General features: G+C 74.4%; 18 protein-coding genes. 15 read left to right on the top strand and 3 right to left on the bottom strand.

Annotation, left to right across the window (positions count from 1 at the left end; translation table 11 throughout):
- Positions 1-4: 4 nt before the first annotated feature.
- Complete coding sequence (locus SM573_RS21605; protein ID WP_474616913.1) at positions 5-2482, top strand: ABC transporter permease; 2478 nt, start codon at positions 5-7, stop codon at positions 2480-2482.
- A 51-nt stretch (positions 2483-2533) separates the two neighbouring features.
- Here SM573_RS21605 and SM573_RS21600 read toward each other — a convergent pair whose 3' ends face one another.
- On the bottom strand, positions 2534-3796 hold the full coding sequence (locus tag SM573_RS21600; protein ID WP_474610373.1) for a nucleotide sugar dehydrogenase: 1263 nt from the start codon (positions 3794-3796) through the stop codon (positions 2534-2536).
- A 209-nt stretch (positions 3797-4005) separates the two neighbouring features.
- Positions 4006-5361, bottom strand: coding sequence for a serine/threonine-protein kinase (locus SM573_RS21595; protein WP_474610372.1), 1356 nt, complete (start codon positions 5359-5361; stop codon positions 4006-4008).
- A 511-nt stretch (positions 5362-5872) separates the two neighbouring features.
- Here SM573_RS21595 and SM573_RS21590 point away from each other — a divergent pair.
- The 11 genes from SM573_RS21590 to SM573_RS21540 all read left to right on the top strand — a co-directional run bounded on the left by SM573_RS21590 (position 5873) and on the right by SM573_RS21540 (position 16561).
- Positions 5873-6508, top strand: a complete 636-nt coding sequence (locus SM573_RS21590; RefSeq protein ID WP_474610371.1) for an RNA polymerase sigma factor — start codon at positions 5873-5875, stop codon at positions 6506-6508.
- A gap of 16 nt (positions 6509-6524) precedes the next feature.
- Positions 6525-7649 (top strand): hypothetical protein, encoded by a 1125-nt coding sequence (locus SM573_RS21585; protein ID WP_474616912.1) that lies wholly within the window; start codon positions 6525-6527, stop codon positions 7647-7649.
- A 314-nt stretch (positions 7650-7963) separates the two neighbouring features.
- Positions 7964-9199 (top strand): ergothioneine biosynthesis glutamate--cysteine ligase EgtA, encoded by a 1236-nt coding sequence (gene egtA, locus SM573_RS21580; protein ID WP_474610369.1) that lies wholly within the window; start codon positions 7964-7966, stop codon positions 9197-9199.
- Complete coding sequence (egtB, locus tag SM573_RS21575) at positions 9196-10533, top strand: ergothioneine biosynthesis protein EgtB (RefSeq protein ID WP_474610368.1); 1338 nt, start codon at positions 9196-9198, stop codon at positions 10531-10533. Before egtA ends, egtB begins: the two co-directional genes overlap by 4 nt.
- A gap of 61 nt (positions 10534-10594) precedes the next feature.
- A complete protein-coding gene (gene egtC / locus SM573_RS21570) occupies positions 10595-11335 on the top strand; it encodes an ergothioneine biosynthesis protein EgtC (protein ID WP_474610367.1) in 741 nt (246 codons plus the stop codon).
- Positions 11336-11383: 48 nt separating this feature from the next.
- Positions 11384-12355, top strand: a complete 972-nt coding sequence (gene egtD / locus SM573_RS21565) for an L-histidine N(alpha)-methyltransferase (protein ID WP_474610366.1) — start codon at positions 11384-11386, stop codon at positions 12353-12355.
- Between the two features lie 353 nt (positions 12356-12708).
- Entirely contained in the window at positions 12709-13296 is a 588-nt protein-coding gene (locus SM573_RS21560; RefSeq protein ID WP_474610365.1) for a TMEM165/GDT1 family protein, read from the top strand.
- A gap of 38 nt (positions 13297-13334) precedes the next feature.
- A complete protein-coding gene (locus tag SM573_RS21555) occupies positions 13335-13697 on the top strand; it encodes a DUF1622 domain-containing protein (RefSeq protein ID WP_474610364.1) in 363 nt (120 codons plus the stop codon).
- Entirely contained in the window at positions 13694-14017 is a 324-nt protein-coding gene (locus SM573_RS21550) for a hypothetical protein (RefSeq protein ID WP_474610363.1), read from the top strand. Before SM573_RS21555 ends, SM573_RS21550 begins: the two co-directional genes overlap by 4 nt.
- Positions 14018-14021: 4 nt before the next feature.
- On the top strand, positions 14022-14219 hold the full coding sequence (locus SM573_RS21545; RefSeq protein WP_474610362.1) for a hypothetical protein: 198 nt from the start codon (positions 14022-14024) through the stop codon (positions 14217-14219).
- Positions 14220-15106: 887 nt separating this feature from the next.
- Entirely contained in the window at positions 15107-16561 is a 1455-nt protein-coding gene (locus SM573_RS21540) for a tyrosine-protein kinase domain-containing protein (protein WP_474610361.1), read from the top strand.
- Here the strand turns inward: SM573_RS21540 and SM573_RS21535 are convergent.
- Entirely contained in the window at positions 16542-17096 is a 555-nt protein-coding gene (locus SM573_RS21535) for an arsenate reductase/protein-tyrosine-phosphatase family protein (protein ID WP_474610360.1), read from the bottom strand. The genes SM573_RS21540 and SM573_RS21535 overlap by 20 nt on opposite strands.
- Before the next feature lie 165 nt (positions 17097-17261).
- Here SM573_RS21535 and SM573_RS21530 point away from each other — a divergent pair, with 165 nt between their 5' ends.
- The 3 genes from SM573_RS21530 (at position 17262) to SM573_RS21520 (ending at position 21028) form a co-directional block, all read left to right on the top strand.
- A complete protein-coding gene (locus SM573_RS21530) occupies positions 17262-18476 on the top strand; it encodes a glycosyltransferase family 4 protein (protein ID WP_474610359.1) in 1215 nt (404 codons plus the stop codon).
- A gap of 124 nt (positions 18477-18600) precedes the next feature.
- The gene (locus SM573_RS21525) at positions 18601-20388 is read left to right on the top strand and encodes a DUF4012 domain-containing protein (protein ID WP_474610358.1); all 1788 of its coding nucleotides are present in this window, start codon (positions 18601-18603) and stop codon (positions 20386-20388) included.
- A gap of 13 nt (positions 20389-20401) precedes the next feature.
- Positions 20402-21028, top strand: a complete 627-nt coding sequence (locus SM573_RS21520; protein ID WP_474610357.1) for a hypothetical protein — start codon at positions 20402-20404, stop codon at positions 21026-21028.
- Positions 21029-21520 lie beyond the last annotated feature (492 nt).

Raw genomic sequence — 21520 nt, 5'->3', positions numbered from 1 at the left:
CCGGATGCTGCGGCTGACCCTGCGCACGCTGCGCGCCGAGGCGACGCGCATGCTCCTGTCCACGACGGCGGTGGTGCTCGGCGTCGCGTTCATCGCCGGCACGCTGATCTTCGTCGACGGGATGCGCGCCGGCGCGTACGAACGCGCCGGCACCTTCGACCGGCACACCGACGCGGCCGTCTACGCCGAGAAGGCGCCGCTCCCGCCGGCGCTGGTGGACCGGGTCCGTGCCGTCGACGGAGTGGCCGCCGCCGACGGCGAGCTGACCGACACCGGCGGGATCGTCGGCTCGGACGGCCGGCCGGTGCTCGGCTTCGCCGTGCTCGCGGCCATCCCCACCGACCCGGCGCTGCGCTCGTACGACGTGGTCGCCGGCCGGCTGCCGGACCGCCCCGGCGAGGTGGTGCTCGACGCCCCGACGGTGGCGGAGGAGGGGTTCACCCTCGGCGCGCCGGTGCGCATCGGCGGCAACGGCGGCAGCGCCCGCCCGTACACCCTCGTCGGCACCGTCGACGTGGCCCGCACCACCCGCGACGTCGGCGGACCGTTCATCGGGCTGGTCGGCCCGGACGCGCTCGCGGTGACCGGTCAGCAGGGGTACGGACGGATCATGGTGGCGGCGCGTCCCGGCACCGACGAGGCGGCCCTGACCGGTCGTCTCGCCGCGGTCGCCGGACCGGGCGCGACCGTGAAGGACCGCCAGCGGATCCTCGACGACGCCGTCGACGAGGCCGTCCGTGACATCGAACAGTTCACGATGGTGCTGCTCACCTTCGCCGCGGTCGCCGTCGTGGTGGCCGGGTTCGTGATCGCGAACACGTTCGCGATCGTGCTGGCCCAGCGCACCCGCCGGACGGCGCTGCTGCGGGTGGTCGGCGCCACCCGGACCCAGGTGTTCCTCGCCGCCGTGGGGGAGTCGGCGGTGGTCGGGCTGGTCGCCTCCGCCGTCGGCGTGCTGCTCGGCGCGGGCCTGGCCGCCGGGATGAACGCGTTGCTGTCCCGCACGACCGCCCCGATCAGTGGCGGGCTCGCCCTCACACCGCAGACCGTGCTGGTCAGCGTGCTGCTGGGCACCCTGCTGACCGTCGGCTCGGCGCTGCTACCCGCCTGGCACGGCACCCGGGTGCCGCCGGTCGCCGCGCTGACCGACGCCGCCGTGCAGCCCGCCCGGCGTGCCGGGCGCCTCCGGCTCGCCGCCGGCGCGCTGGTCCTGGCCGCCGGGGTGGCCGCGCTGGCCGGGGCGGCCGCGGTCGGCCAGGTGGTGCTGGTGGCGGCGGGCGGCATCCTCGCCTTCTTCGGCATCGTGCTCTTCGGCCCGGTGCTCGTCCCGGCGTTGGTGCGGGTCCTCGGGTGGCCCGTCCGGCGGTTGGTCGGCGCGACCGCGGGATTGGCCGTGGCCAATGCGGTGCGCAACCCACGGCGCGTGGCGGCCACCAGCACCGCGCTGGTGATCGGCATCGGCCTGGTGTCGGCGTTCGTCGTCGGGGCGCGGAGCACCAAGGAAGGCATCGAACACAGCGTGGACGCCCAGATCGGGGCCGACTTCGTGGTCACCGGCATCGGCGGGGACCTGCCCGCGCCGCTCGCCGGCGAGCTGGCGGCCCGGCCGGAGCTCGGCGTGGTGCACGAGCAGCGGTCCGCGGTGACCGGCGACGTCGAGGTACGCGCCGCGCACCCGGCGCTGGTCGGCCGTACGCTCACGGTGGCGGACGGCGACCTGGCCCGGTTCGGGCCGGGCACCGTGCTGGTCCACCGGGACCTGGCCACGGCCCGCGACTGGCGGGTCGGCTCGACCGTCACACTGAAGAACCGGGCGTTCCGGGTGGCGGCGGTGGTGGACGACGACGGCGGGCCGCCGACGCCCCGCGGAGTGCCCGCGGGCCACGTCATCGAGGTGCCGGACGCCGACTTCGCCGGGCTCTTCCCGGACGAGCGGGGTTACCTGGCGGAGATCGAGCCCGCCGACGGGGTGGATCCGGCGCAGGCGCGGGCCGCCATCGAAGCCGTGCTCGGGCGCTATCCCACGGTCAATCTGATGGACCAGGCCGCGTACAAGAAGATGCTGACCGGGACGATCGACATGTTGCTCGCGCTCGTCACCGCGCTGCTCGGCCTGGCCGTGGTGATCGCCTTGGTCGGCGTGGCCAACACCCTGAGCCTGTCGGTGATGGAGCGGACGCGGGAGAACGCCGTGCTCCGGGCTGTCGGGCTCACCCGGGGACGGATGCGGGCCATGCTCGCCGTGGAGGCGGTGCTCACGGCGCTGGTCGGCGCGGTGCTGGGGCTCGCCCTCGGCGCGGGGGTGAGCGCGTCCGCGATGGCTCTGCTGGCCCGCATCGGCGGCGAGTTCCGCGTGGTGCTGCCCGTCGGCCAGCTCGCGTTGATCCTCGGGGTCGCGGCGGCCGCGGCGCTGCTGGCCTCGGTGCTGCCGGCGCGGCGTGCGCTCGCCCGACCCGTGGTGGAGGCGCTCGCGGACCAGTGAGATCAGCCGGCCGGTCCCGCCACGGGGGCGGGACCGGCCGGCGATCCGGGTCTACAGCCGCTCGACCACCGGGCCGGAGCAGCGGTTACGGGTGTCGAAGACGTAGCGGGCGTGCCGGGCCACCAGGTCGTAGTCGAACACGTCGTGGTCGGTCAGCACGACCACCGCGTCCGCCTCCCGGACCTCCCGCTCGGTGAGGTCCACGATCATCACCCCGCCGGGGATCTGGTGCGGCTCGGCGTACGGCTCGACCGCGCGCACCTGCGCGCCCAGCGCCTGCAACCGCTGGGCCACGTCCACCGCCGGGGAGTCGCGCATGTCGCCGGTGTTCCTCTTGTACGCGAGCCCGAGCAGCAGCAGCCGCGCACCGGTCACGGCGCGGCCGGTGCGGTTCAACCCGGCCATCACCCGCTGCGTCACGTGCTCCGGCATCTCGTGGTTGACGTCGTTGGCCAGCTCGATGAACCGGAACTGCCGGCCGAGCCGCCGCTTCACCTGCCAGGACAGGTAGCACGGGTCGATCGGCAGGCAGTGCCCCCCGACGCCCGGCCCCGGCCGGAAGGGCATGAAGCCGAACGGCTTGCTCTCCGCGGCCTCGATGGCCTGCCAGACATCGATGTCCAGGTGGTGGGAGAGCATCGTCAGCTCGTTGATCAGGGCGATGTTGACCTGACGGAACGTGTTCTCGATCAGCTTGGTGAGCTCTGCGACCCGGGTCGAGTCGACGGGCACCGTCCGTTCGACGATCCGGCGGTAGAACGCGTCGACCCGGGCCAGGGATTCGGCGTCCACCCCGGAGACCACCTTCGGGGTGTTCTCCAGCCGCCAGGTCGGGTTGCCGGGGTCGATCCGCTCGGGGCTGTAACCCAGGTGGAAGTCGCCCGGACTGTGCAGCCCGCTCGCCGACTCCAGCAGCGGCCGCAGCAGCTCCTCGGTCGTGCCGGGGTAGGTGGTGGACTCCAGGACGACCGCGCAGCCGGGCCGGACGTACGGGCCGATACCGAGGCCGGCCTGCTCCACGTAGCTCAGGTCGGGCGTCCCGTCGCGCAGCGGCGTCGGCACGGTGATCACGCAGATGTCGAAGCCCTCGGCGTCGGCGTACTCCGCGCTCGGCAGGTAGCGCCCGCTGTGCAACGCGCGGCCGAGTCGGTCGGTGGGGATGTCCTCCACGAAGGACTCGCCGGAGGCGAGCCGCTTGACCCGGTCGGTGTCGACGTCGAGCCCGACCACGTCGAACCCGGCCTCGACGGCCCGCATCGCCAGGGGCAGTCCGACGTAGCCCTGGCCGATCACGACCAACTTCTCAACGCTCACCCGAGCTCCCGCAGACGGTGGATACGACCTGCTTGGAGCGTAGGGCGCTGTCTGGGGACGTACGTCCGTTTTGGGGATATCGGGGTTCCTGGGGCCTGTCGTGCATCCGGCAGCGCGCAGCCGTCACCTTCCGGCACGGGTGCGGGGGACCGGCCGGCCCGCACACCGGGCGACGGCGGCGATCGGATGCCGCCCGCCCGGGCCCGGCCTCAGCCGGCGCCCTGCGGCGGGCCCCCACCCTCCGGCGGGGGCACGGTGGTGGGCGACGTGCTGGGCGACGCCGGCGGAGAGGTGGTGGCCGAATCGCTCGGCACCGGCGAACTGCTGGTCGGCGGCGGCGACTGCGGGCTCGGCGAGTCACTCGCCGTGACGCTCGGGGTCGGACTGGTCGACGCCGAGGCGCTGGTCCGCGGGGCCCGTGGCCGCTCCGGCCGGTCCGGGTCGGCGGTGGGCGTCTTCTCCGTCACCACGGGAAGCTCCACGTTGCGGGTGGGCACGACGGCGGGCGTGGTGGGGGTCAACTCGACCGCCGGAGCGTCGGCGTACCGGGCCGCGCCCAGCGCCGCACCCAACCCGACCAGCGCCACCAGGACGGCCACGCCGGCGCCCACCAGCGCCGGCCGCCCCCGGCGGCCCGCCGGGCCGGCGGGAACCATGGCGCCGGGGGAGTCCGGCTGCGTGTCCGGCCCGGCCCCGCGCAGCGGGGCCAGCGGCACCATGGCGGTGGGCGGCACGCCGTCGGTCACCGCCGTACGCGCCGCCTCGGCCATGGCGGCGCCGCTGGTGAACCGGTCGGCCGGGTCCTTCTCCAGCGCCCGGGCCACCAGGGCCCGGACCGCCTCGGGAATGTCGTGCGGCAGCTCCGGCGGCGGGTCGTCGAGGTGTCGGACCGCGACCTGGAGGGGGTTGTCCCCGGTGAACGGCGGCGCGCCGGTCAGGCAGCAGTAGGCGACCGCGCCGAGGGCGTAGATGTCGGTAGCCCCGCTGACCGGCCGTCCGGCCGCCTGCTCGGGCGCCATGTAGAGGGCGGTGCCGGGCACGGCGTTCGTGCTGGTGATGCTCGTGACGTTGGTCGACCGGGCGACCCCGAAGTCGACCAGGACGACGGTGCCGTCCTCCTGGACCAGCAGGTTGCTCGGCTTGACGTCGCGGTGCACGATCCCGCGGCGGTGGGCGGCGTGCAGCGCCTGCGCGACCTGCGCGACGATGGACATGGTCTCGTCCACGCCGAGCCGCCCGGCGGCCTCGATCCGCTTGGAGACCGGCTCGCCCTCGACGAACTCCATGACCAGGTAGTCGGCCCGGCCCCCGTCGGGCAGGTCGTCCTCGCCGCAGTCGAAGACCTGCACGATGCCGGGGTGGCGCAGGGCGGCCATGATGCGCGCCTCCGCGCGGAACCGGGCGATGAAGTCGGGGTCGGAGACCAGCGCCGGCAGCAGGACCTTGACCGCGACCTGTCGGCCGAGGACCAGGTCGGTGCCCCGCCAGACGTCACCCATGCCGCCCGTGGCGACACGCTCGTCCAGGCGGTAGCGAGCGCTGAGCACGACCTCCGATGACAACACGCGCTTACCGTACCCAGAGCGGTCGCGGGCCGCGCACCGCGCTGTGCCACCCTCGACGGGGGCCGCGGACCCGCGGCGACGCCGCTGCGACAGCACGCACCGTCGCGCTCACGCACCGCGACGGGTTGCGCCGCGGCGCCCGCCGCCGACGTGGAGAGAGAGCGCGGCGCGCCCGAAGCGTACGGGGCGGCGAGAACGTTACGGTGACACGCCGAAGGGTCAGGTTGACAATTGTCACTCTTCTGTGACGCGGCGTCGGCTTGTGGCCGCCCGAGTCCGCTCCTAGCGTTGGCCGGACTCGGGCCGCTCCACGGCACCCGGTCTGACGTGCGTCGGCTGTCCGTGACCATGGCGGCGCCCGAACCGTGGCCCGGTAGCCGAGGTCGCGGGTGCGAACAGGTCGGCGGGGGGCTGGGAGAGGTGCGGGAACAGGTCCGGTCCACGGGCCGGCCCGGCGTCGCGTGCGCCGGCTCCGGCCTCCGGTCCCGCCTGCCCGGGAAACAGCGACGGCATGCCCGGTGAGCTGAACGAGGCGGTCGCGGCGGCCCGCGCCGGTGACGAGGAGGCCTTCCGCTTCCTCTACCGGACGTTGCAACCGGGCCTGCTGCGATACCTGACCGCCCTGGTCGGTGCCGACGCCGAGGACGTGGCCTCCGAGACCTGGTTGCAGATCTCCCGCGACCTGCCCAGCTTCACCGGCGGCGAGTTCCGTGCCTGGACGGTCACCATCGCCCGTAACCGGGCCATGGACCACCTGCGCCGGCAACGCCGCCGTCCGTCCCTGCCGGTGCCCGTGCAGGCGCTCAACGAGTTGGCCGGCGACGCCGACACCGCCGAGCGGGCGGGCGAGAGCCTCGGTACCGAGGCCGCCCTCGCCCTGATCGCGACCCTGCCGCCCCGGGAGGCGGAGGCCGTCCTGCTCCGAGCGGTGATCGGTCTCGATGCCGAGAGCGCCGGGCGCGTGCTCGGACGACGCGCCGGCGCGGTGCGTACCGCGGCGCACCGGGGGCTGCGACGGCTCGCCGCGATGCTCGAACGCGCCGACGGCGACCGGTCGCCGGCCGGGGCCGAGGGCACGGGTGCGCCGCCCCGCCCGCGCGGCGAGCTGCGGGCGCGCACGCCCCGCGCGGAAGCGGCGGATGGTTGACATGAGGGGATTCAGGATGGGTATCCGCGGCCGCTCGCAGGGGCCTGCCGGCCGCGCGGAGGCGGACCGGCTCCTCGACGCCGCCCGTGCCGGCGCCGCCAACGGGGGCGACCGGACCGATCCGCTCGGCGGGCTGCTCGCCGCCGCCGCTGCCCCCGCCCGGCCGCACGAGCTGGCGGGGGAGCAGGCCGCGCTGGCGGCCTTCCGGGCCGCCCGTGCCGCGCCGGCGGCGCCCCCGGCCCGGCGCCGTCGCCGGTTCACGGTCGGCGCCCTGGCCTGGGCCGCCGGGGTGCTCGCCACGGCGACCGCCGGCGCCGCGTTCGCCGCCGTCACCCTGGAGAAGCCGTCGACTCCGCCGCCGCCTCCGCCCGCGGCCCCGACTCCGACTCCGACCCCGGCGGACGAACGGCCCACCAGTGCCACGTCCCCCGGCACGGAAGGCCCGGGCGGCGGCTCGACCGGGGCGCCGCGCCCGGGGGGCGCGCCGCCGACCGCCGATCCTGGCCAGCACGACCAACTGTCGGGGCTGTGCCAGGCGTACCTGGCCAAGAAGCCGGCCCAGCGGGAGAAGGCGCTCACGGTGCCCGGGTTCCGGCCGCTGGTGGACGCGGCCGGCGGCGTGGACCGGGTCGAGGCGTACTGCCAGGGGCTGGAGCCGGTCCCGACGGCCACCCCGGGCGTGGACGGCGGCACCCTCGGTGGCGGGGAGGACGGCAGCCGCGCCGGCAACGGCGGGGCCACCGGCAACGGTGCGGCCAGGGGCAACGGGAACGGCAACGGCACCGCCAACGGCACCGCGAACGGAAACGGCAACGGGAACGGCACCGGCGGGGCAACCGGCAACGGCAATGGCACCGCCAAGGGGAACGGTGCCGCGAACGGCAACGGTGCCGCGAACGGCAACGGGAACGGTGCGGCCAGCGGGAACGGCGCGGCGAACGGCAACGGGAACGGCGTGGCGGGCAACCGCACCGGCGCGGCCAGGGGTACGGGCGGGGATGGCGGCGACGGCGCGGCCAAGGGCCACGGTGCGGCGCGCAGCGGCCACGGCCCGGCCAGCGCAGACGGCGGCACCAGCGGTGCCGGCGGGGGCCACGGCCGCGCGACCGTCCCGGCGGGCGGCGCCGGCGCGAGCAGCTAGCGGGGTCGCGCGAGGTCCCGCCGGCGGACGGTCGCCGCGTACGCCGCGGGGACGCGCGCCCGGGGGCGCGGGCCAGCCGGCGACATCCCCGAGCCACCGCCGGCGTCGCGGAGCCCGGCCTGCGGTTCGTCCCCGGCCGCGCCGTGCGGGCGTTTTCCGAGGTCGCCGGCCATCTGGCCGCGCCGTCGTTTCCACCGGCCGGCCGATGCCCGTCTGTTAGACAGAGTTTGGCGGCCCGGACACCGGCCGGCAATGTCGGTGGGTGACGTTACGGTGACACCCTGTCCGGCGCCGGCACGGGAGGGGGCCGACCGATGGTGACGTCACCCGAGATCCAGCGGGGCGCGATCCTGCGCGAGTCCGAGGCGGCGGCGCGCCACCTCGCCCGGATCTGCTTCAAGACCGGTCCGCCCACCCGCACCGGTGTCGAGCTGGAATGGACCGTCCACGACGTTCTCGATGCCGCCCGCCCGCCCGACCCGGCCCGGTTGCGCGCGGCGCTGGGGCGGCATAGCCCCACGACCCTCGACGAGACGAGTCCCGCGCTGCCGCTGCCCCACGGCGGCGTGGTGAGCCTGGAGCCCGGCGGGCAGATCGAGATCTCCACGCCGCCGCGCTCGTCGGTCGGTGCGCTCATCCGCGCCACCGAGGCCGACGTCGCCGAGGTCACCGCTCTGTTGGGGCGCGCGGGGTTGGTGCTCGGCCGCACCGGCATCGACCCTTACCGCGAGGGCCACCCCGTGTTGCACACCCCGCGCTACCGCGCCATGCGTCAGGTCTTCGACCGGCGCGGTCCCGCCGGTCGCACGATGATGCACTGCACCGCCGGCCTCCAGATCTGCCTCGACGCGGGCGAGCCGGAGCAGGTGCCGCTGCGGTGGGCCGTGGCACACTCCGTCGGGCCGCCGCTGCTCGCGACCTTCGCCACCTCCGGCCGGCACGCCGGGCGGGCCACCGGGTGGGCGTCCGCCCGGATGGGCGCCTGGCTGGCCATCGACCCGGCCCGCACCGCCCCGGTCTGGTCGCCGGCCGGTCCGGAGCAGGATCCGGTGGCCGCCTGGACGCGCTATGTGCTCGCCGCGCCGCTGCTCTGCCTGCGCGATGCCGGGCCGGACTGGGCACCCCCGCCGGACGTCACCTTCGCCGACTGGCTGGCCGGCGCGCTGCCCCGGCCGCCCACCACCGACGACCTCGACTACCACGTGAGCACCCTGTTCCCGCCGGTACGGCCGCGCGGCTACCTGGAGGTGCGCTATCTCGACGCGCAGCCTGGCCGTGCGTGGCTGGTCCCGCTGGCGGTGCTGGCCGCGCTCTTCGCCGACCCCGAGACGTTGCACACGGCGCACCTGGTCAGCCTGCCGGTGGCGCACCGCTGGCACGACGCCGCCCGGCACGGGCTCGCCGACGGGGAGCTGGCCGCCGCCGCGGCGCGGCTGCTCGACCTGGCCCTCGCGGCCCTGCCCCGGCTCGCCCTGCCACCCGACCTGCACGAGGAGATCCACCGAGGCGTACGGCGGCGGCGTGCCGCCGTGGAGAGGGGAGACCGGTGACCGACACGAGGATCGACCGGCTCGGCACGGCGCAGCTGCGCGACCGCATCGCGGCCGAGCTGGAGCGGACCCGGGCGCGCACGACACTGCTGACCGACGTGGTCGACGACGCCGACCTGATGCGCCAGCACTCGCCGCTGATGTCCCCGCTGGTGTGGGACCTCGCCCACGTCGGCAACCAGGAGGAGCTCTGGCTGGTGCGGGACGTGGGCGGGCGTCCGCCGGTCCGGCAGGACATCGACGACCTCTACGACGCCTTCAAGCAACCTCGCAAGGACCGGCCGTCGCTGCCGCTGCTGCCGCCCGGCGAGGCCCGTTCCTACGTCTCGACCGTCCGCGACAAGGTGTACGACCTGCTGGACCGGACGCCGTTCACCGACCGGCGGCTCGTGGTCGACGGGTTCGCCTTCGGGATGATCGTGCAGCACGAGCAGCAGCACGACGAGACGATGCTCGCCACCCACCAGCTGCGTTCCGGGCCACCCGTGCTGCACGCGCCGGCGCCGCCGGAGCCGACGGTGCGGGCGGGCGGGGAGGTCCTCGTCCCGGCCGGTCCGTTCACCATGGGCACCGACACCGACCCCTGGGCGCTGGACAACGAACGCCCGGCACACCGGGTCGACCTGCCCGCGTACGCCATCGACGCGACACCCGTGACCAACGGGCAGTATCGCCACTTCATCGACGCCGGCGGTTACGACGACCCGCGGTGGTGGAGCGCGGCCGGCTGGGCGCACCGGACGGCGGCGCAGCTGACCGCGCCCATGCACTGGCGCCGCGACGGTGACGGCTGGGCATACCGCCGGTTCGGGCGCTGGGCGCCGGTCCGCGACGACGAGCCGGTGGTGCATGTCTGCTGGTACGAGGCGCAGGCGTACGCGGCCTGGGCCGGCAAGCGCCTGCCCACCGAGGCGGAGTGGGAGAAGGCCGCCCGGTGGGACCCGGCCACCGGCCGTTCCCGCCGCTACCCGTGGGGCGACGACGACCCGACCGCGGCGCACGCCAACCTCGGGCAGCGCCACCTGTGGCCGGCGCCGGTGGGCGCGTACCCGGCCGGGGCCTCGCCGCTGGGCGTGCACCAGCTCGTCGGCGACGTCTGGGAGTGGACGTCCAGCGCCTTCCGGGGTCACCCGGGCTTCACGGCGTTCCCCTACCGGGAATACTCGGAGGTCTTCTTCGGCGACGACTACCGGGTGCTGCGGGGCGGCTCGTTCGGCACCGACCGGGCCGCGTGCCGGGGCACGTTCCGCAACTGGGACTTCCCGATCCGGCGGCAGATCTTCAGCGGCTTCCGCTGCGCCCGTGACGCCCGGCCGGAGGAGTCGCAGCCGTGACGCCCGCCCCGCGGGCCCGCACGGCCGTGGGCCGGCCGGCCGGCCGCGGCGGTGCCCGCTGATGTGCCGTCACCTGGTCTACCTGGGGCCACCGGTCACCCTCGCGCGACTGCTGTTCGAGCCCCCGCATTCGCTGGTGCGGCAGTCCTGGGCGCCGCGCGACATGCGCGGCGGGGGCACGATCAACGCCGACGGCTTCGGGATCGGCTGGTACCCGGGCGACGGTGTGCCGGTGCGTTACCGCCGGGCGCAGCCGATCTGGAGCGACCCGACCATCGCCCAGTTGGCCGAGGTCACCGCGGCCGGAGCGGTGCTGGCGGCCGTCCGGTCCGCCACCGTCGGCATGGCCGTGCTCGACAACGCCGCCGCGCCGTTCGCCGAGGGGCGTTGGCTCTTCAGCCACAACGGGGTGATCCGCGGCTGGCCGGACGCGGTGGTGCCGCTCGCCGCGGCGCTGCCGGTGCGTGACCTGCTCACCCTGGACGCCGCCACGGACTCGGCGCTGCTCTGGGCGCTGGTGCGTCACCGCCTGCGCTCCGGCGTCGACGCGGGCAGGGCGGTGGCGGAGACGGTGGGCGCCGTCGCCGCGGCGGCGCCCGGTTCCCGGCTCAACGTGTTGCTCACCGACGGCCGCACGGCGGTCGCCAGCGTGCTGGGCCACGCGCTGTCGCTGCGGGAGTCGCCGGGCGCGGTCCTGCTCGCCTCCGAACCGCACGACGACGACCCCGGTTGGCAGCCGCTGCCGGACGCGCACCTCGTCACCGCCACCGCCGAGGGGGTGCGGCTGCGCCCGCTGGGGTGACCACCGCCGGCGTCGCCCGAATCGATCCGACGTGAAGGGAAGTACCGCATGAGCGCCGAACCGCTGGAGATCCACCTCGAGGAGCGGGACCTGGCACGGGGTCTGCGAGACGACGTCCGCGCCGGGCTCGGCGCGGACCCGAAGTGGCTGCCGCCGAAGTGGTTCTACGACGCCCGGGGCAGCGAACTCTTCGAGGAGATCACCCGGTTGCCCGAGTACTACCCGACCCGGGCCGAGCGTGCCGTGCTGGCGGCGCGGGCGCCGGCCGTCGCGGAGCTGACCGGGGCGAAGACGCTCATCGAGCTGGGCTCCGGGTCCTCGGAGAAGACGCGGCTGCTGCTCGACGCGCTGACCGAGCGCGGCGGGCTCGGCACGTTCGTGCCACTGGACGTCTCGGCCAGCGCGCTGCGCGCCTCGACCGCGCAGATCGCGGCCGACTACCCCGGGCTGCGGGTGCGGGGCATCGTCGGCGACTTCACCCGCCACCTCGACCGGCTGCCCACCGGCGGGCGGCGGCTGGTGCTCTTCCTCGGCGGCACGATCGGCAACCTCCTTCCGGACGAGCGGGCGGAGTTCCTGGCCGGGACGCGGGCGGCGCTGGAATCCGGTGACTGGTTGCTCGTCGGCACCGATCTCGTCAAGGACCCGTCGATCATCGTCCCCGCGTACGACGACGCGGCCGGGGTGACGGCCGAGTTCAACCGCAACGTGCTTCGGGTGATCAACCGGGAGCTCGGGGCGGACTTCGACCCGGGGGCGTTCACCCACGTGGCCCGCTGGGACGCGACACACGAGTGGATCGAGATGCGCCTGCGCGCCGACCGACCGCTGCGGGTCCGGGTTCCCGCCCTGGACCTCGAGGTGGCGTTCGCGGCGGGAGAGGAGCTGCGGACCGAGATCTCGGCCAAGTTCCGCCCGGAGGGCATCGCGGCGGAGCTCGCGGCGGCGGGCTACGCCGGCCGGGCCTTCTGGACGGACCCGGACGGGCTCTTCGGTGTCACCCTGGCCCGCGCCGTCTGACCGGCGGCATCGCGACCCGCCGGTGCGCGCCGGCCGGCGCAGCCACCCGGGTGGGGCCCGACTTGCGCGGATGGGCCGAGGACCGCGAGTGAGCGCCGCCGACCGCCGGGGCCGATCCCGGCGGGTGCCGGCACGTGGATTCGGTCACCCGCGCCGCCCCACCCAGACGAGATCGGCTAGGCTCGGCCACGCGAAGGGGAGTAGCCCCCAATGTCGTGGTCGACACACTGGTGCTTCGGCATCCGGCCATGCGGCCCCGCCCAGGCGGGGCGGGCGAGACCTTCGACTCAGGCTGTCACGGCCGGGTCGAGGGCGCCCCTGTACCTCCTCCCGGCATGATCGGGAAGGGTGCCATGGAAGGATTCCTCGCCGCGCTGGTGATCAGCTTCGGCGTCATCTTCGTCGCGGAACTCGGCGACAAGAGCCAGCTGATGGCCTTGGCGTTCGCCACGCGGTACAAGCCGCTGCCGGTGCTCATCGGCATCACCGTCGCCACCACCGTGGTGCACCTGGCGTCGGTGGCCATCGGGTCCGGTCTCGGCGCCGTGCTCCCGACCGGATGGATCTCGGTCGTCGCCGGGTTCGCCTTCCTCGCCTTCGGCGCCTGGACCCTGCGCGGCGACACCCTGACCGAGGAGGAGCGGCGCAAGGCCGAGAAGGCCAGCAAGTCGGCGATCATCACGGTCGGCGTCGCGTTCTTCCTCGCCGAGCTGGGCGACAAGACCATGCTCGCCACCATCACGCTGGCCACCCAGCACGGCTGGGTCGGCACCTGGATCGGCTCGACGATCGGCATGGTGGCCGCCGACGCGCTGGCGATCCTGGTCGGCCGGCTGCTCGGCCGCAAGCTGCCGGAGAAGGCCATCAAGTACGGCGCCGCCGTCCTCTTCGCCGTCTCCGGCCTGTGGCTGATCTTCGAGGGGATCGCCGAGCTGAGCTGACACCGAGTACGGTCGCGTCCGCCGGGTAACGGCTCCGGGTGGACATCGAGGAGGTGCTGCGGCACGGCGACCAGGTGCTGGTCGCCGTGGTGGAGGTGGCCGGGGCGCTGATCATCTTCGTCGGCGCGGTCCTCGCGGCGGTGCGGTTCGTGGTCCAGGGACTACGACACCGCACCGCCGCCGTCTTCACGCCGATCCGCCTCAGCCTGGGCCGCTTCCTCACCCTCGGCCTGGAGTTCCAGCTCGCGGCGGACATCCTGCGGACGGCGGTGTCGCCGACGTTCGACCAGATCGGCCAACTCGCCGCGATCGCCACCATCCGGACGGCGCTGAACTACTTCCTCGGCCGGGAGATCCGCGCGGAGCAGCGGCAGGTGAGCGAGGAGGATCGACCGACGTGATCACCCTGCTGGTCGGCGTGGTCACCGGGCTGGCCGTCGTCTCCGCCGCGGCGGTGCTGGCCGGAACGGGTCGGGCGCTGACGGCCGTGCGGGTGCTGCTCGACCTGCTGACCGCCGGCGGCGTGCTGCGCCTCGCCACCGGACGCAGCTGGAGCGCGCTGGCCGCCGCCGTGATCATCATCGCCCTGCGCCAGCTCGTCTGGGCCTCGCTGAGCAGATCCCCGCGGTGGCCGCGCCGACAATCGCCGCCGCGCTGCGGGAAAGACGATCACCACCTACGGTTGGCGGTGAAGGCGAAGCGGGAGAAATTGGGAGGCTGACGACATGAGCAGGCACGACGAACCCAACGAGTACGGCTTCGCCGGCGGCGCCACCGCCCCCGAGCCGCCGCCGGGCGGACGGGCCGACGAGCAGGACCGGGCCGAGGAGGTGGCCGTGCCGGGTGACGACCTCCTGGAGCCGGCCAGCGAGGCGCTCTACGAGGAGACCGACGACGAGCACGCGACCGACGAGGGTCGCTGACCAACGCCGCCTCGCCGGAACCCGCGCCCGCTCTCGACGGCGGCGGCGTCGGCGCGGGTACTCCCTGGTCGCGTTCGGGCCCGCTCTCCGTGCTCGGCGGCCGCCCTCCGTGGTCCCTCAGGACCCGCTGTCCGGGCTGCGGTTCCGCCCTCGGCGGCGAGCTAAGACAGCGCGGCGACCGAAGACAGCGCGGCGGTCGAAGACAGCGCGGCGGCCGGAAGACAGCCCCGGGGGAGAGGGCGGCAGCGGCGCTGCGCCGACCTCGACCGGCAGTCCGGTGAAGCGGCGCCGGCAGGCGCTGCTTCACCGCACTGTCCCGGCTGGGGGCTGTCCTCCACCGGCGCGCGCCCCACGCGCCTCCCGCGGCGCCCCCGCCCCGGCTTCTCCTGCCCCGGCGCTCGCCCCGTCCGGCACCGGGGGCGAAGGACTCGTCATTGCACGGCGGCCCGGTTCGCGGACGCCTCGTCCACCGGGCGCCGTGCCGCGCTCGCATCCCGGCGGCGTGCGCCGACCATGCCGTCGGCCGTCCGGGGGGCACACCGGCTTTTGCGCACGCGGCTGATCAGTCGCGGAGGACGCGGGGCGCGGGTTCGGAGGCCGAAGCGCGCCGTGCCGGCCTCCCACGCCGCCGATGGGGTGACCGAGAACCCCTCAGAACCGCTCGGCTGCGGAAACAGCCGGCGGCACTCGACTTTTCCCCCCGGCCCGCCCGATGCCGAACGGGTCTTTCCCTGGTTGGTAATTCGAGCGCGCTTGTCGTCGCCGAAAATACATAACTCCGGACATAAGCCGTATGTACCGGTTTAATGGTTTCACGAGTTGAAGACGACCTTGGGGGTTTTCGTGAAGTTCTTTGGGGTTACCGGTCCGGTACGGAGGCGCGCCTGATGGACCTGCTCCGCCAACTCCGCCATGTGCGTCGGCACTGGTGGGTCGTCCTTGTCACCGTGATGGTGGCCCTGGGTGTCAGCGCGTTCCTCACCGTCCGGGCCACACCGAAGTACGTCGCCTCGGTGACCTTCTTCGTCACCACCCCGAACCAGGGAGTCTCGGAGGCGTACCAGGGTGGCCTCTTCCTCCAGCAGCGCGTGCGGTCCTACGCGGACCTGTTGACCAGCGACCGGCTCGCGCAGAGTGTGGTCGCCGAGAACCCCGTGGGCCTCACGGCCGACGAGGTGCAGCGACGGGTCAGCACCTCCACCGAGTCCGGCACCGTCCTCCTGCGGGCGTCGGTGACCGACACCGACCAGACCCGTGCGCTGAAGGTGACCGAGACGCTCTCGGCGAAGTTCGTCGAACTCGTGCAGAAGGTGGAGACCCCGCCCGAGGGGAAGGCCCCGATCAAGATCGAGGTCGTGAGCGGCCCCCGGGTCAGCTCCAGCCCGGTCTCCCCGCAACCCGTGCGCAACCTGACGCTCGGCGGGCTCATCGGTCTGGTCCTCGGTGTCGGCCTGGCCATCCTGCGCGGCGTGGCCGACGTCCGCCTGCGGGACGCGGCGGGCCTGCAACGCGCCACCGGCAGCCCGCTGCTCGGCGAGATCCCGTTCGAGGGCACCGCCCGGTCGGCGCCGCTGATCGTCGGTGACGCGGCCACCTCGTCGCGCGCCGAGGCGATCCGGAAGCTGCGCACCAACCTGCGCTTCGTGGACGTGCACGAGCCCGCCCGGGTCATCGCCGTCACCAGCGCCCTGCAGGGCGAGGGCAAGACCACCCTCTCCTGCAACCTGGCGATCGCCCTGGCCGAGGCGGGCTGGCGCGTCCTGCTCGTGGACGCGGACCTGCGTCGTCCCAAGGTCGACGAGTACCTCGGCATCGACGCCGGCGTCGGTCTGACCGACGTGCTGGTCGGCGACGTGCAGGTCGGCGACGTGGTGCAGCGGTGGGGCGACAAGTCCCTGCTCGTCCTGCCCAGCGGCTCCGCCCCGCCCAACCCGAGCGAGCTGCTCGGCTCCAAGGCGATGGCGGACCTGCTGCTCGCCCTGCGGGAGTCCGCCGACATCGTGATCATCGACACCGCTCCGCTGCTCGCGGTGACCGACGGCGTCGTCGTGGCCGTCCAGGCGGATGGTGCGCTGATGGTCAGCCAGCAGGGGCGGACCTCGCGGACGCAGGTGGCCGCCGCCGCCCGTTCGTTGCACGCGGTCTCCGTGCGCCTGCTCGGGTGCGTGCTCAACATGGCCAAGATGCCCAAGGCCGAGGCGTACCAGTACGAGGCCTACCGGGTGGTCGCCACGGAGAGCGCCGAGGCGCCGGCGGACCGGGCGCCCGCCCGGCACGCCGAGGGCAGCGGGGCGAACGCCGTCAGCGACCACACACAGGAACTCACCCGGTTGCCACGATGAGCGCCGCGAGGGGTCGTATCGACCGTTCGATCTCCTCGGCGCAGCGGCGGAAGTCGGCGGCGGTGCCGCCGATCGGGTCCCGGAGGTCGTCCGCGCCGGGGGCGGCGGGTTGCAGCCGCCCCCGGGCCCGGGCGGCGGCCTCGACGGCGGCGCGCAGGGGGTCGCCTGTCGGGTCCTCGGGCAGTTCGGCCGCGGCGGCGAGCCGCCCGAACTGGCGCAGCGTGAACGTCCGGTGCAGCACCGACGGCTCCAGGGAGGTGCAGACCGACCGCTGGCGCCGGGTGGCGGTGAGGACCAGCGTGGCGCCGGCCAGGTGCTCCGCGAGCAGCCGGCGGCTCCGGAAGTCGGTCGGGTCGTCGCCGGTCTCGGCCGCGATGTCCGCGGCGTACGGGTGCATCGGCAACCCCTCCACCGCGTCGGTGCCCGCGCTGGCCACGGTCACCGGGCGGCCCGCGAGCATCCGGCGGGCCAGGTACTCGGCCATCGGTGACCGGCACAGGTTGGCGTGGCAGACGAACAACACCCGGTCGGTCATCAGGACCCCTCTCGTCGACGCCGTCGCCGGCGGGTTCGCCGCGACGGGGTGGCGCCGGCGGTCGTGGCCGGCGGTGGAGGGGTTGCCCGCATCGTACGCGGGCGGGGGCCGCGCCGGCGGTGCTGCCGCGCCGCGCGCGGCGATCCCGATGGTGGTGACGGTCGGATGAGGATCGGAATCCTGTCGTACCACTTTCCGCCGGAGCCGGCCTTCATCCCGGGCAGCCTCGCCGAGGAGTTGGCGGCGCGGGGGCACGAGGTGCGTGTGTTGACCGGCTTCCCGGACTATCCGGACGGGAGGGTGTACCCCGGCTGGCGCCAGCGCTGGCGGCACGAGACCCGCAGTGACCGGCTGACCGTCCGCCGCGTGCCCCGGTACGTGGCCGGCGACGGCTCCACCGGGGCCCGGATGGCGAGCTACTTCTCCTTCGCGGGCAGCGCGGCCCTGGTCGCCCGCCGGTACCTGGCCGGCATCGACGCGCTCTACGTCTTCCAGCTGCCGGCCACCAGTTTCGCGGCCGCGGGCGTGTTGCGGATCCTCGGGCGGGTGCCCACCGTCCTCCACGTCCAGGACGTGTGGCCGGAGGAGCCGCCGGGCGGTGACGGGCGGTGGACGGCCCGGATCGCCGCGGCGATGGGCCGGACCTTCCGGGCCGCGGACCGCATCGCCGTCGTCGCGCCGTCCATGCGGGATCTCGTGGTCGCCGCGGGCGCCGACCCCGAACGGGTCTCCGTCGTGCTCAACTGGACCGACGAGCGGATCTTCCACCCGGCGCGGGCCAGCACCGCGGCCAGCCGCCTGGTCCGTCGCGACGGGCGTTGCGTGGTGATGTACGCCGGGACGATCGGCGCCCGGCAGGGGCTGGAGAACGCGGTACGGGCGGCGGCCGCCCTGGATCGCACCATGGACCTGGTCCTGGTCGGCTCCGGCGGGGACGAGCGGCGGGTGCGGGGGCTCGCCGCCGACCTGCGCGCGGAGAACGTCCGGTTCGTCGAGCGGCGCTCGCCGCTGGACATGCCCGCCCTCTACGCCGCGGCCGACTACCAGTTGGTGATGCTGCGCGACCTGCCGGAGCTTCGCGGCACCGTGCCCGGCAAGCTCCAGGCCGCGCTCTCCTGCGCGGCGCCGGTGGTCGTCTCCGCGGGTGGGGACACCGCCGAGCTGGTCGAGCGGGTCCGGGCCGGGCTCTCCTGCCCTCCGGAGGACTGGGCGAGTCTCGCCGACCGCTTCTGGCTGGCCGCCACGATTCCGCCGCCGGCCCGCTCCGACATGGGTCGGCGGGGTCGGGAGGCGTACCTGCGGGAGATGTCGCTGCCCGCCGGCGTGGACCGGATCGAGCGGCTGCTGCACGAGGCGGCCCGCGCCCGCGTCGCGGCCTGATCGCCACCCGAAGGAACTTCGCATACCTGCGGAGATACGCCATAACGTCACGATTCCGGACGTCGAGTGTTAGAACAGCGAAGGATCGGACCTTCTGTCCGGTTCCAGGAACGGGAGTGTGGGAGTGACGGAGAGTGAACGGCCGCGGCGGCGACGGAGCCGCTCCCGGCGTCGTAGGCGTGCCCGCCTGCGCCGCGCTCTGCTCGCCGGGCTGGTGGTCGGCTCCCTGGTGCTGCTGACCGGCGGTTGGGTCGGCTTCCGGGGATGGCAGGCGCGTGCCCACCTGCTGAACGCGGCCGGCCTCGCCCGGGAGTTGAGCGCGCAGGTCGTCGGTGGTGACACCGACCGCGCGCAACGCACCCTCGCGGCGCTCCAGGAGCAGTCCGGGGCGGCTCGGTCCGCGACCTCCGACCCCGCCTGGGCCGTCGGGCGGCACGCGCCCGTCGCCGGCGACGACCTCGGCGCCGTACGCCGGATCGCGGTCGTGGTCGACGACCTGGCGCGGCAGGCCTTCCCGAGCCTGCTCCGCACCGACCTCTCGGGCCTGGTGCCGAACGAGGGGCGGCTCGACGTGGGCCGGCTGCGGACCGTCTCCGCCGACCTCGCCGAGGTGAACAAGACCGTCCAGCGGACTCGGCGCGACCTGGCGTCGGTGTCGGGCGACGGCCTCGTCTCCCAGGTGCGCCAGGCCGTGATCGACCTGCGCGGGGAGATCGACCGGCTCGCGAAGCTCACCGCGGCGGCGGACCAGGGCGCCCGTCTGTTGCCGCCGTTGCTGGGCGCCGACGGTCCGCGCAGGTACCTGCTGGTCTCGCAGAACCTCGCCGAACTGCGCGCCACCGGCGGCATGTTCGGCGCGTACGCGGTGATCGAGGCGGAGAACGGCCAGGTCCGGATGGGGCGGCAGGGGAGCAGCGCGTCGATCGGGGTGTTCGATCCGCCGCTGAAGGTGCCGAAGGAGGTCCGTGCCCTCTGGGCCGACCTGCCCGGCATGTATCCGGCCGACGTGAACCTCACCCCGCACTTCCCGACCGCCGCCGCGCTCTACCGGGAGATGTTCCGGCGCAAGACCGGGACGAAGGTCGACGGTGTCCTGGCCGTGGACCCGGTGGTGCTGTCGTACCTGTTGAAGGCGACCGGCCCGGTGATGGTGCCCGGCGGAGTGCCGCTGGCCAGCGACACCGTGGTGCGGACGCTGCTCAACGAGACCTACCAGCGTCTCGAACCCGAGAAACAGGACGCCTTCTTCACCTCCGCCGCGGCTGCGGTCTTCGACGCCTTCTTCAAGAAGAATGTCGACCCGAAGGTGTTGTTGTCCGCATTTGACCGTGCTGTCACCGAACGCCGGATATTGTTCTGGAGTGCCCGACCGGAGGAACAACGGACGTTCGGCGACAGCCGGGTGGCCGGGACGCTTCCGGAGAAGGACACCGTGCCGACGGTCGGCGTGTTCCTCAACGACGGCAGCGGCGCGAAGCTCGGCTACTACCTGCGGCCGGCGGCGACCTTGACGGTCGGCGAATGCCGGCAGGACGGCCGCCGCGAGCTACGGCTGCGGGTGACGCTCCAGTCGACGGCACCGACGTCCGGACTCAGCGAGTCCGTGCTCGGCCTCGGCATGGCGGGTGACCCGTACACCCTCCGCACGCTCGTGTCGGTCTTCACCCCCGCGGGTGGGGCGGTGCTCGACGCGCGACTCGACGGGACCGAGACGGCGGTGGGCAGCGGCACCGAACGCGGTCGCCAGGTCGCCACGGCGAACGTCGAGATCCGGCCCGGCGCCAGCCGGACGTTGGAGCTCACCGTCCTGACCGGAAAGAAGACCGGCTCGGGCGAGGCCGAGCTGTGGCTCACGCCCACGGCCACCCCATGGACCACCCAAGTTGAAACCGCACCAAGCTGTGACCAGTAGGAGGGAACCAACCATGCGGCTATCCCGCATCATCATGGCGCTCACGGTCGGCATGGCCGTGGTGGCCGTGCCGACGGCAGCGGGGGCGGCACAGCCGCAGCCGACGCCAAGCGTCACTGACACACCACAGCCACCGCCGTACGTGCCCCAGCCCGCGTCGCTCGTCGTCAACCGCCCGACCATCAACCTGGGCGAGACGGTCGTGCTCACGGGTCGGAACTTCGGTCCGAACGAGACGGTCGACATCGTGGTCTCGGTGCGCCCGCTCGCGGCCCCCGCCGCGAACCAGGCGCCGGCCCGCCGCAGCGACGGCACCACCGTCGCGATGGCCCCGGTCGCCTACCAGGCGAGTGCTCCGCTGCGCTTCACCGCGCGCACGAACGCCGCCGGCGAGTTCACCCGGACCTACAAGCCCTCGGTGACCGGTCTGCTGACCTTCACCGCCACGGGCCGCGAGTCCGACCGGACCGCCAGCACCGAGCTGCGGGTGCTGGACCGGCGGCAGCCGCCGCCGCTGCCCGTCACCGGTGACAGCCTGGGCACGCCGATGAAGATCGGTGGCGGCCTGGTCGGCGCGGGTGCGGTGCTGCTGCTCCTCACCTTCGCGTGGCGGCGCCGGTTCGGCATGGGGTCGAACTGACCCTCCACCCGCTCGGGCAGTGCCCGGACGCGTAACGAGGCTGGCGCCCGTCGGATCCCTCCGGCGGGCGCCAGCCTTTGCCGTGCCGGAGAACCGACCCTGACGTCGCCACCTCGCCGACGTGGCGGTTTCGCAGCCGGTGGTCCGCCCGCCGCACGGAACGACGGGCGGTGCCGACCTGGGGTGCCTGCCCGGTTTCGCCGCCCGTGGCGTGTTCGTACCGGCGGGCGGTGACGGGTGGCATCCGCCAGGCGGAATGGCGGGCCGGTCGGCGGCGTTGTACACCCCTGACGGTCGTGGCAGCGGCCCCACGGTCCGCCCCCCGCGGAATGATGTGGGGTCCCGGGTCGTTGGACATGGACCCGCGGATCGGCCCTGGAGGTCTGGTGGCCAGGCCCACCCGGAATGATGTGGGGTCGCGGGTCGTTGGACATGGGCCCGGCGCGGTGACCCCCTGGTCGCGTGAGTGATGCGTCGGATCCCGCCGTTTTC

The sequence above is a fragment of the Micromonospora xinjiangensis genome, from assembly GCF_056150165.1.
This window is presented reverse-complemented; position numbering and strand designations above follow the sequence as displayed.

Bases quoted from the DNA above. Each gene is read 5' to 3' on its own strand.
- SM573_RS21590 (WP_474610371.1), top strand. From the start codon at position 5,873: ATGCCCGGTGAGCTGAACGAGGCGGTCGCGGCGGCCCGCGCCGGTGAC.
- SM573_RS21535 (WP_474610360.1), bottom strand. From the start codon at position 17,096: ATGACCGACCGGGTGTTGTTCGTCTGCCACGCCAACCTGTGCCGGTCA.
- SM573_RS21560 (WP_474610365.1), top strand. From the start codon at position 12,709: ATGGAAGGATTCCTCGCCGCGCTGGTGATCAGCTTCGGCGTCATCTTC.
- SM573_RS21530 (WP_474610359.1), top strand. From the start codon at position 17,262: ATGAGGATCGGAATCCTGTCGTACCACTTTCCGCCGGAGCCGGCCTTC.
- egtD (WP_474610366.1), top strand. From the start codon at position 11,384: ATGAGCGCCGAACCGCTGGAGATCCACCTCGAGGAGCGGGACCTGGCA.
- SM573_RS21605 (WP_474616913.1), top strand. From the start codon at position 5: ATGCTGCGGCTGACCCTGCGCACGCTGCGCGCCGAGGCGACGCGCATG.
- SM573_RS21540 (WP_474610361.1), top strand. From the start codon at position 15,107: ATGGACCTGCTCCGCCAACTCCGCCATGTGCGTCGGCACTGGTGGGTC.
- SM573_RS21585 (WP_474616912.1), top strand. From the start codon at position 6,525: ATGGGTATCCGCGGCCGCTCGCAGGGGCCTGCCGGCCGCGCGGAGGCG.
- egtC (WP_474610367.1), top strand. From the start codon at position 10,595: ATGTGCCGTCACCTGGTCTACCTGGGGCCACCGGTCACCCTCGCGCGA.
- SM573_RS21520 (WP_474610357.1), top strand. From the start codon at position 20,402: ATGCGGCTATCCCGCATCATCATGGCGCTCACGGTCGGCATGGCCGTG.
- egtA (WP_474610369.1), top strand. From the start codon at position 7,964: ATGGTGACGTCACCCGAGATCCAGCGGGGCGCGATCCTGCGCGAGTCC.
- SM573_RS21545 (WP_474610362.1), top strand. From the start codon at position 14,022: ATGAGCAGGCACGACGAACCCAACGAGTACGGCTTCGCCGGCGGCGCC.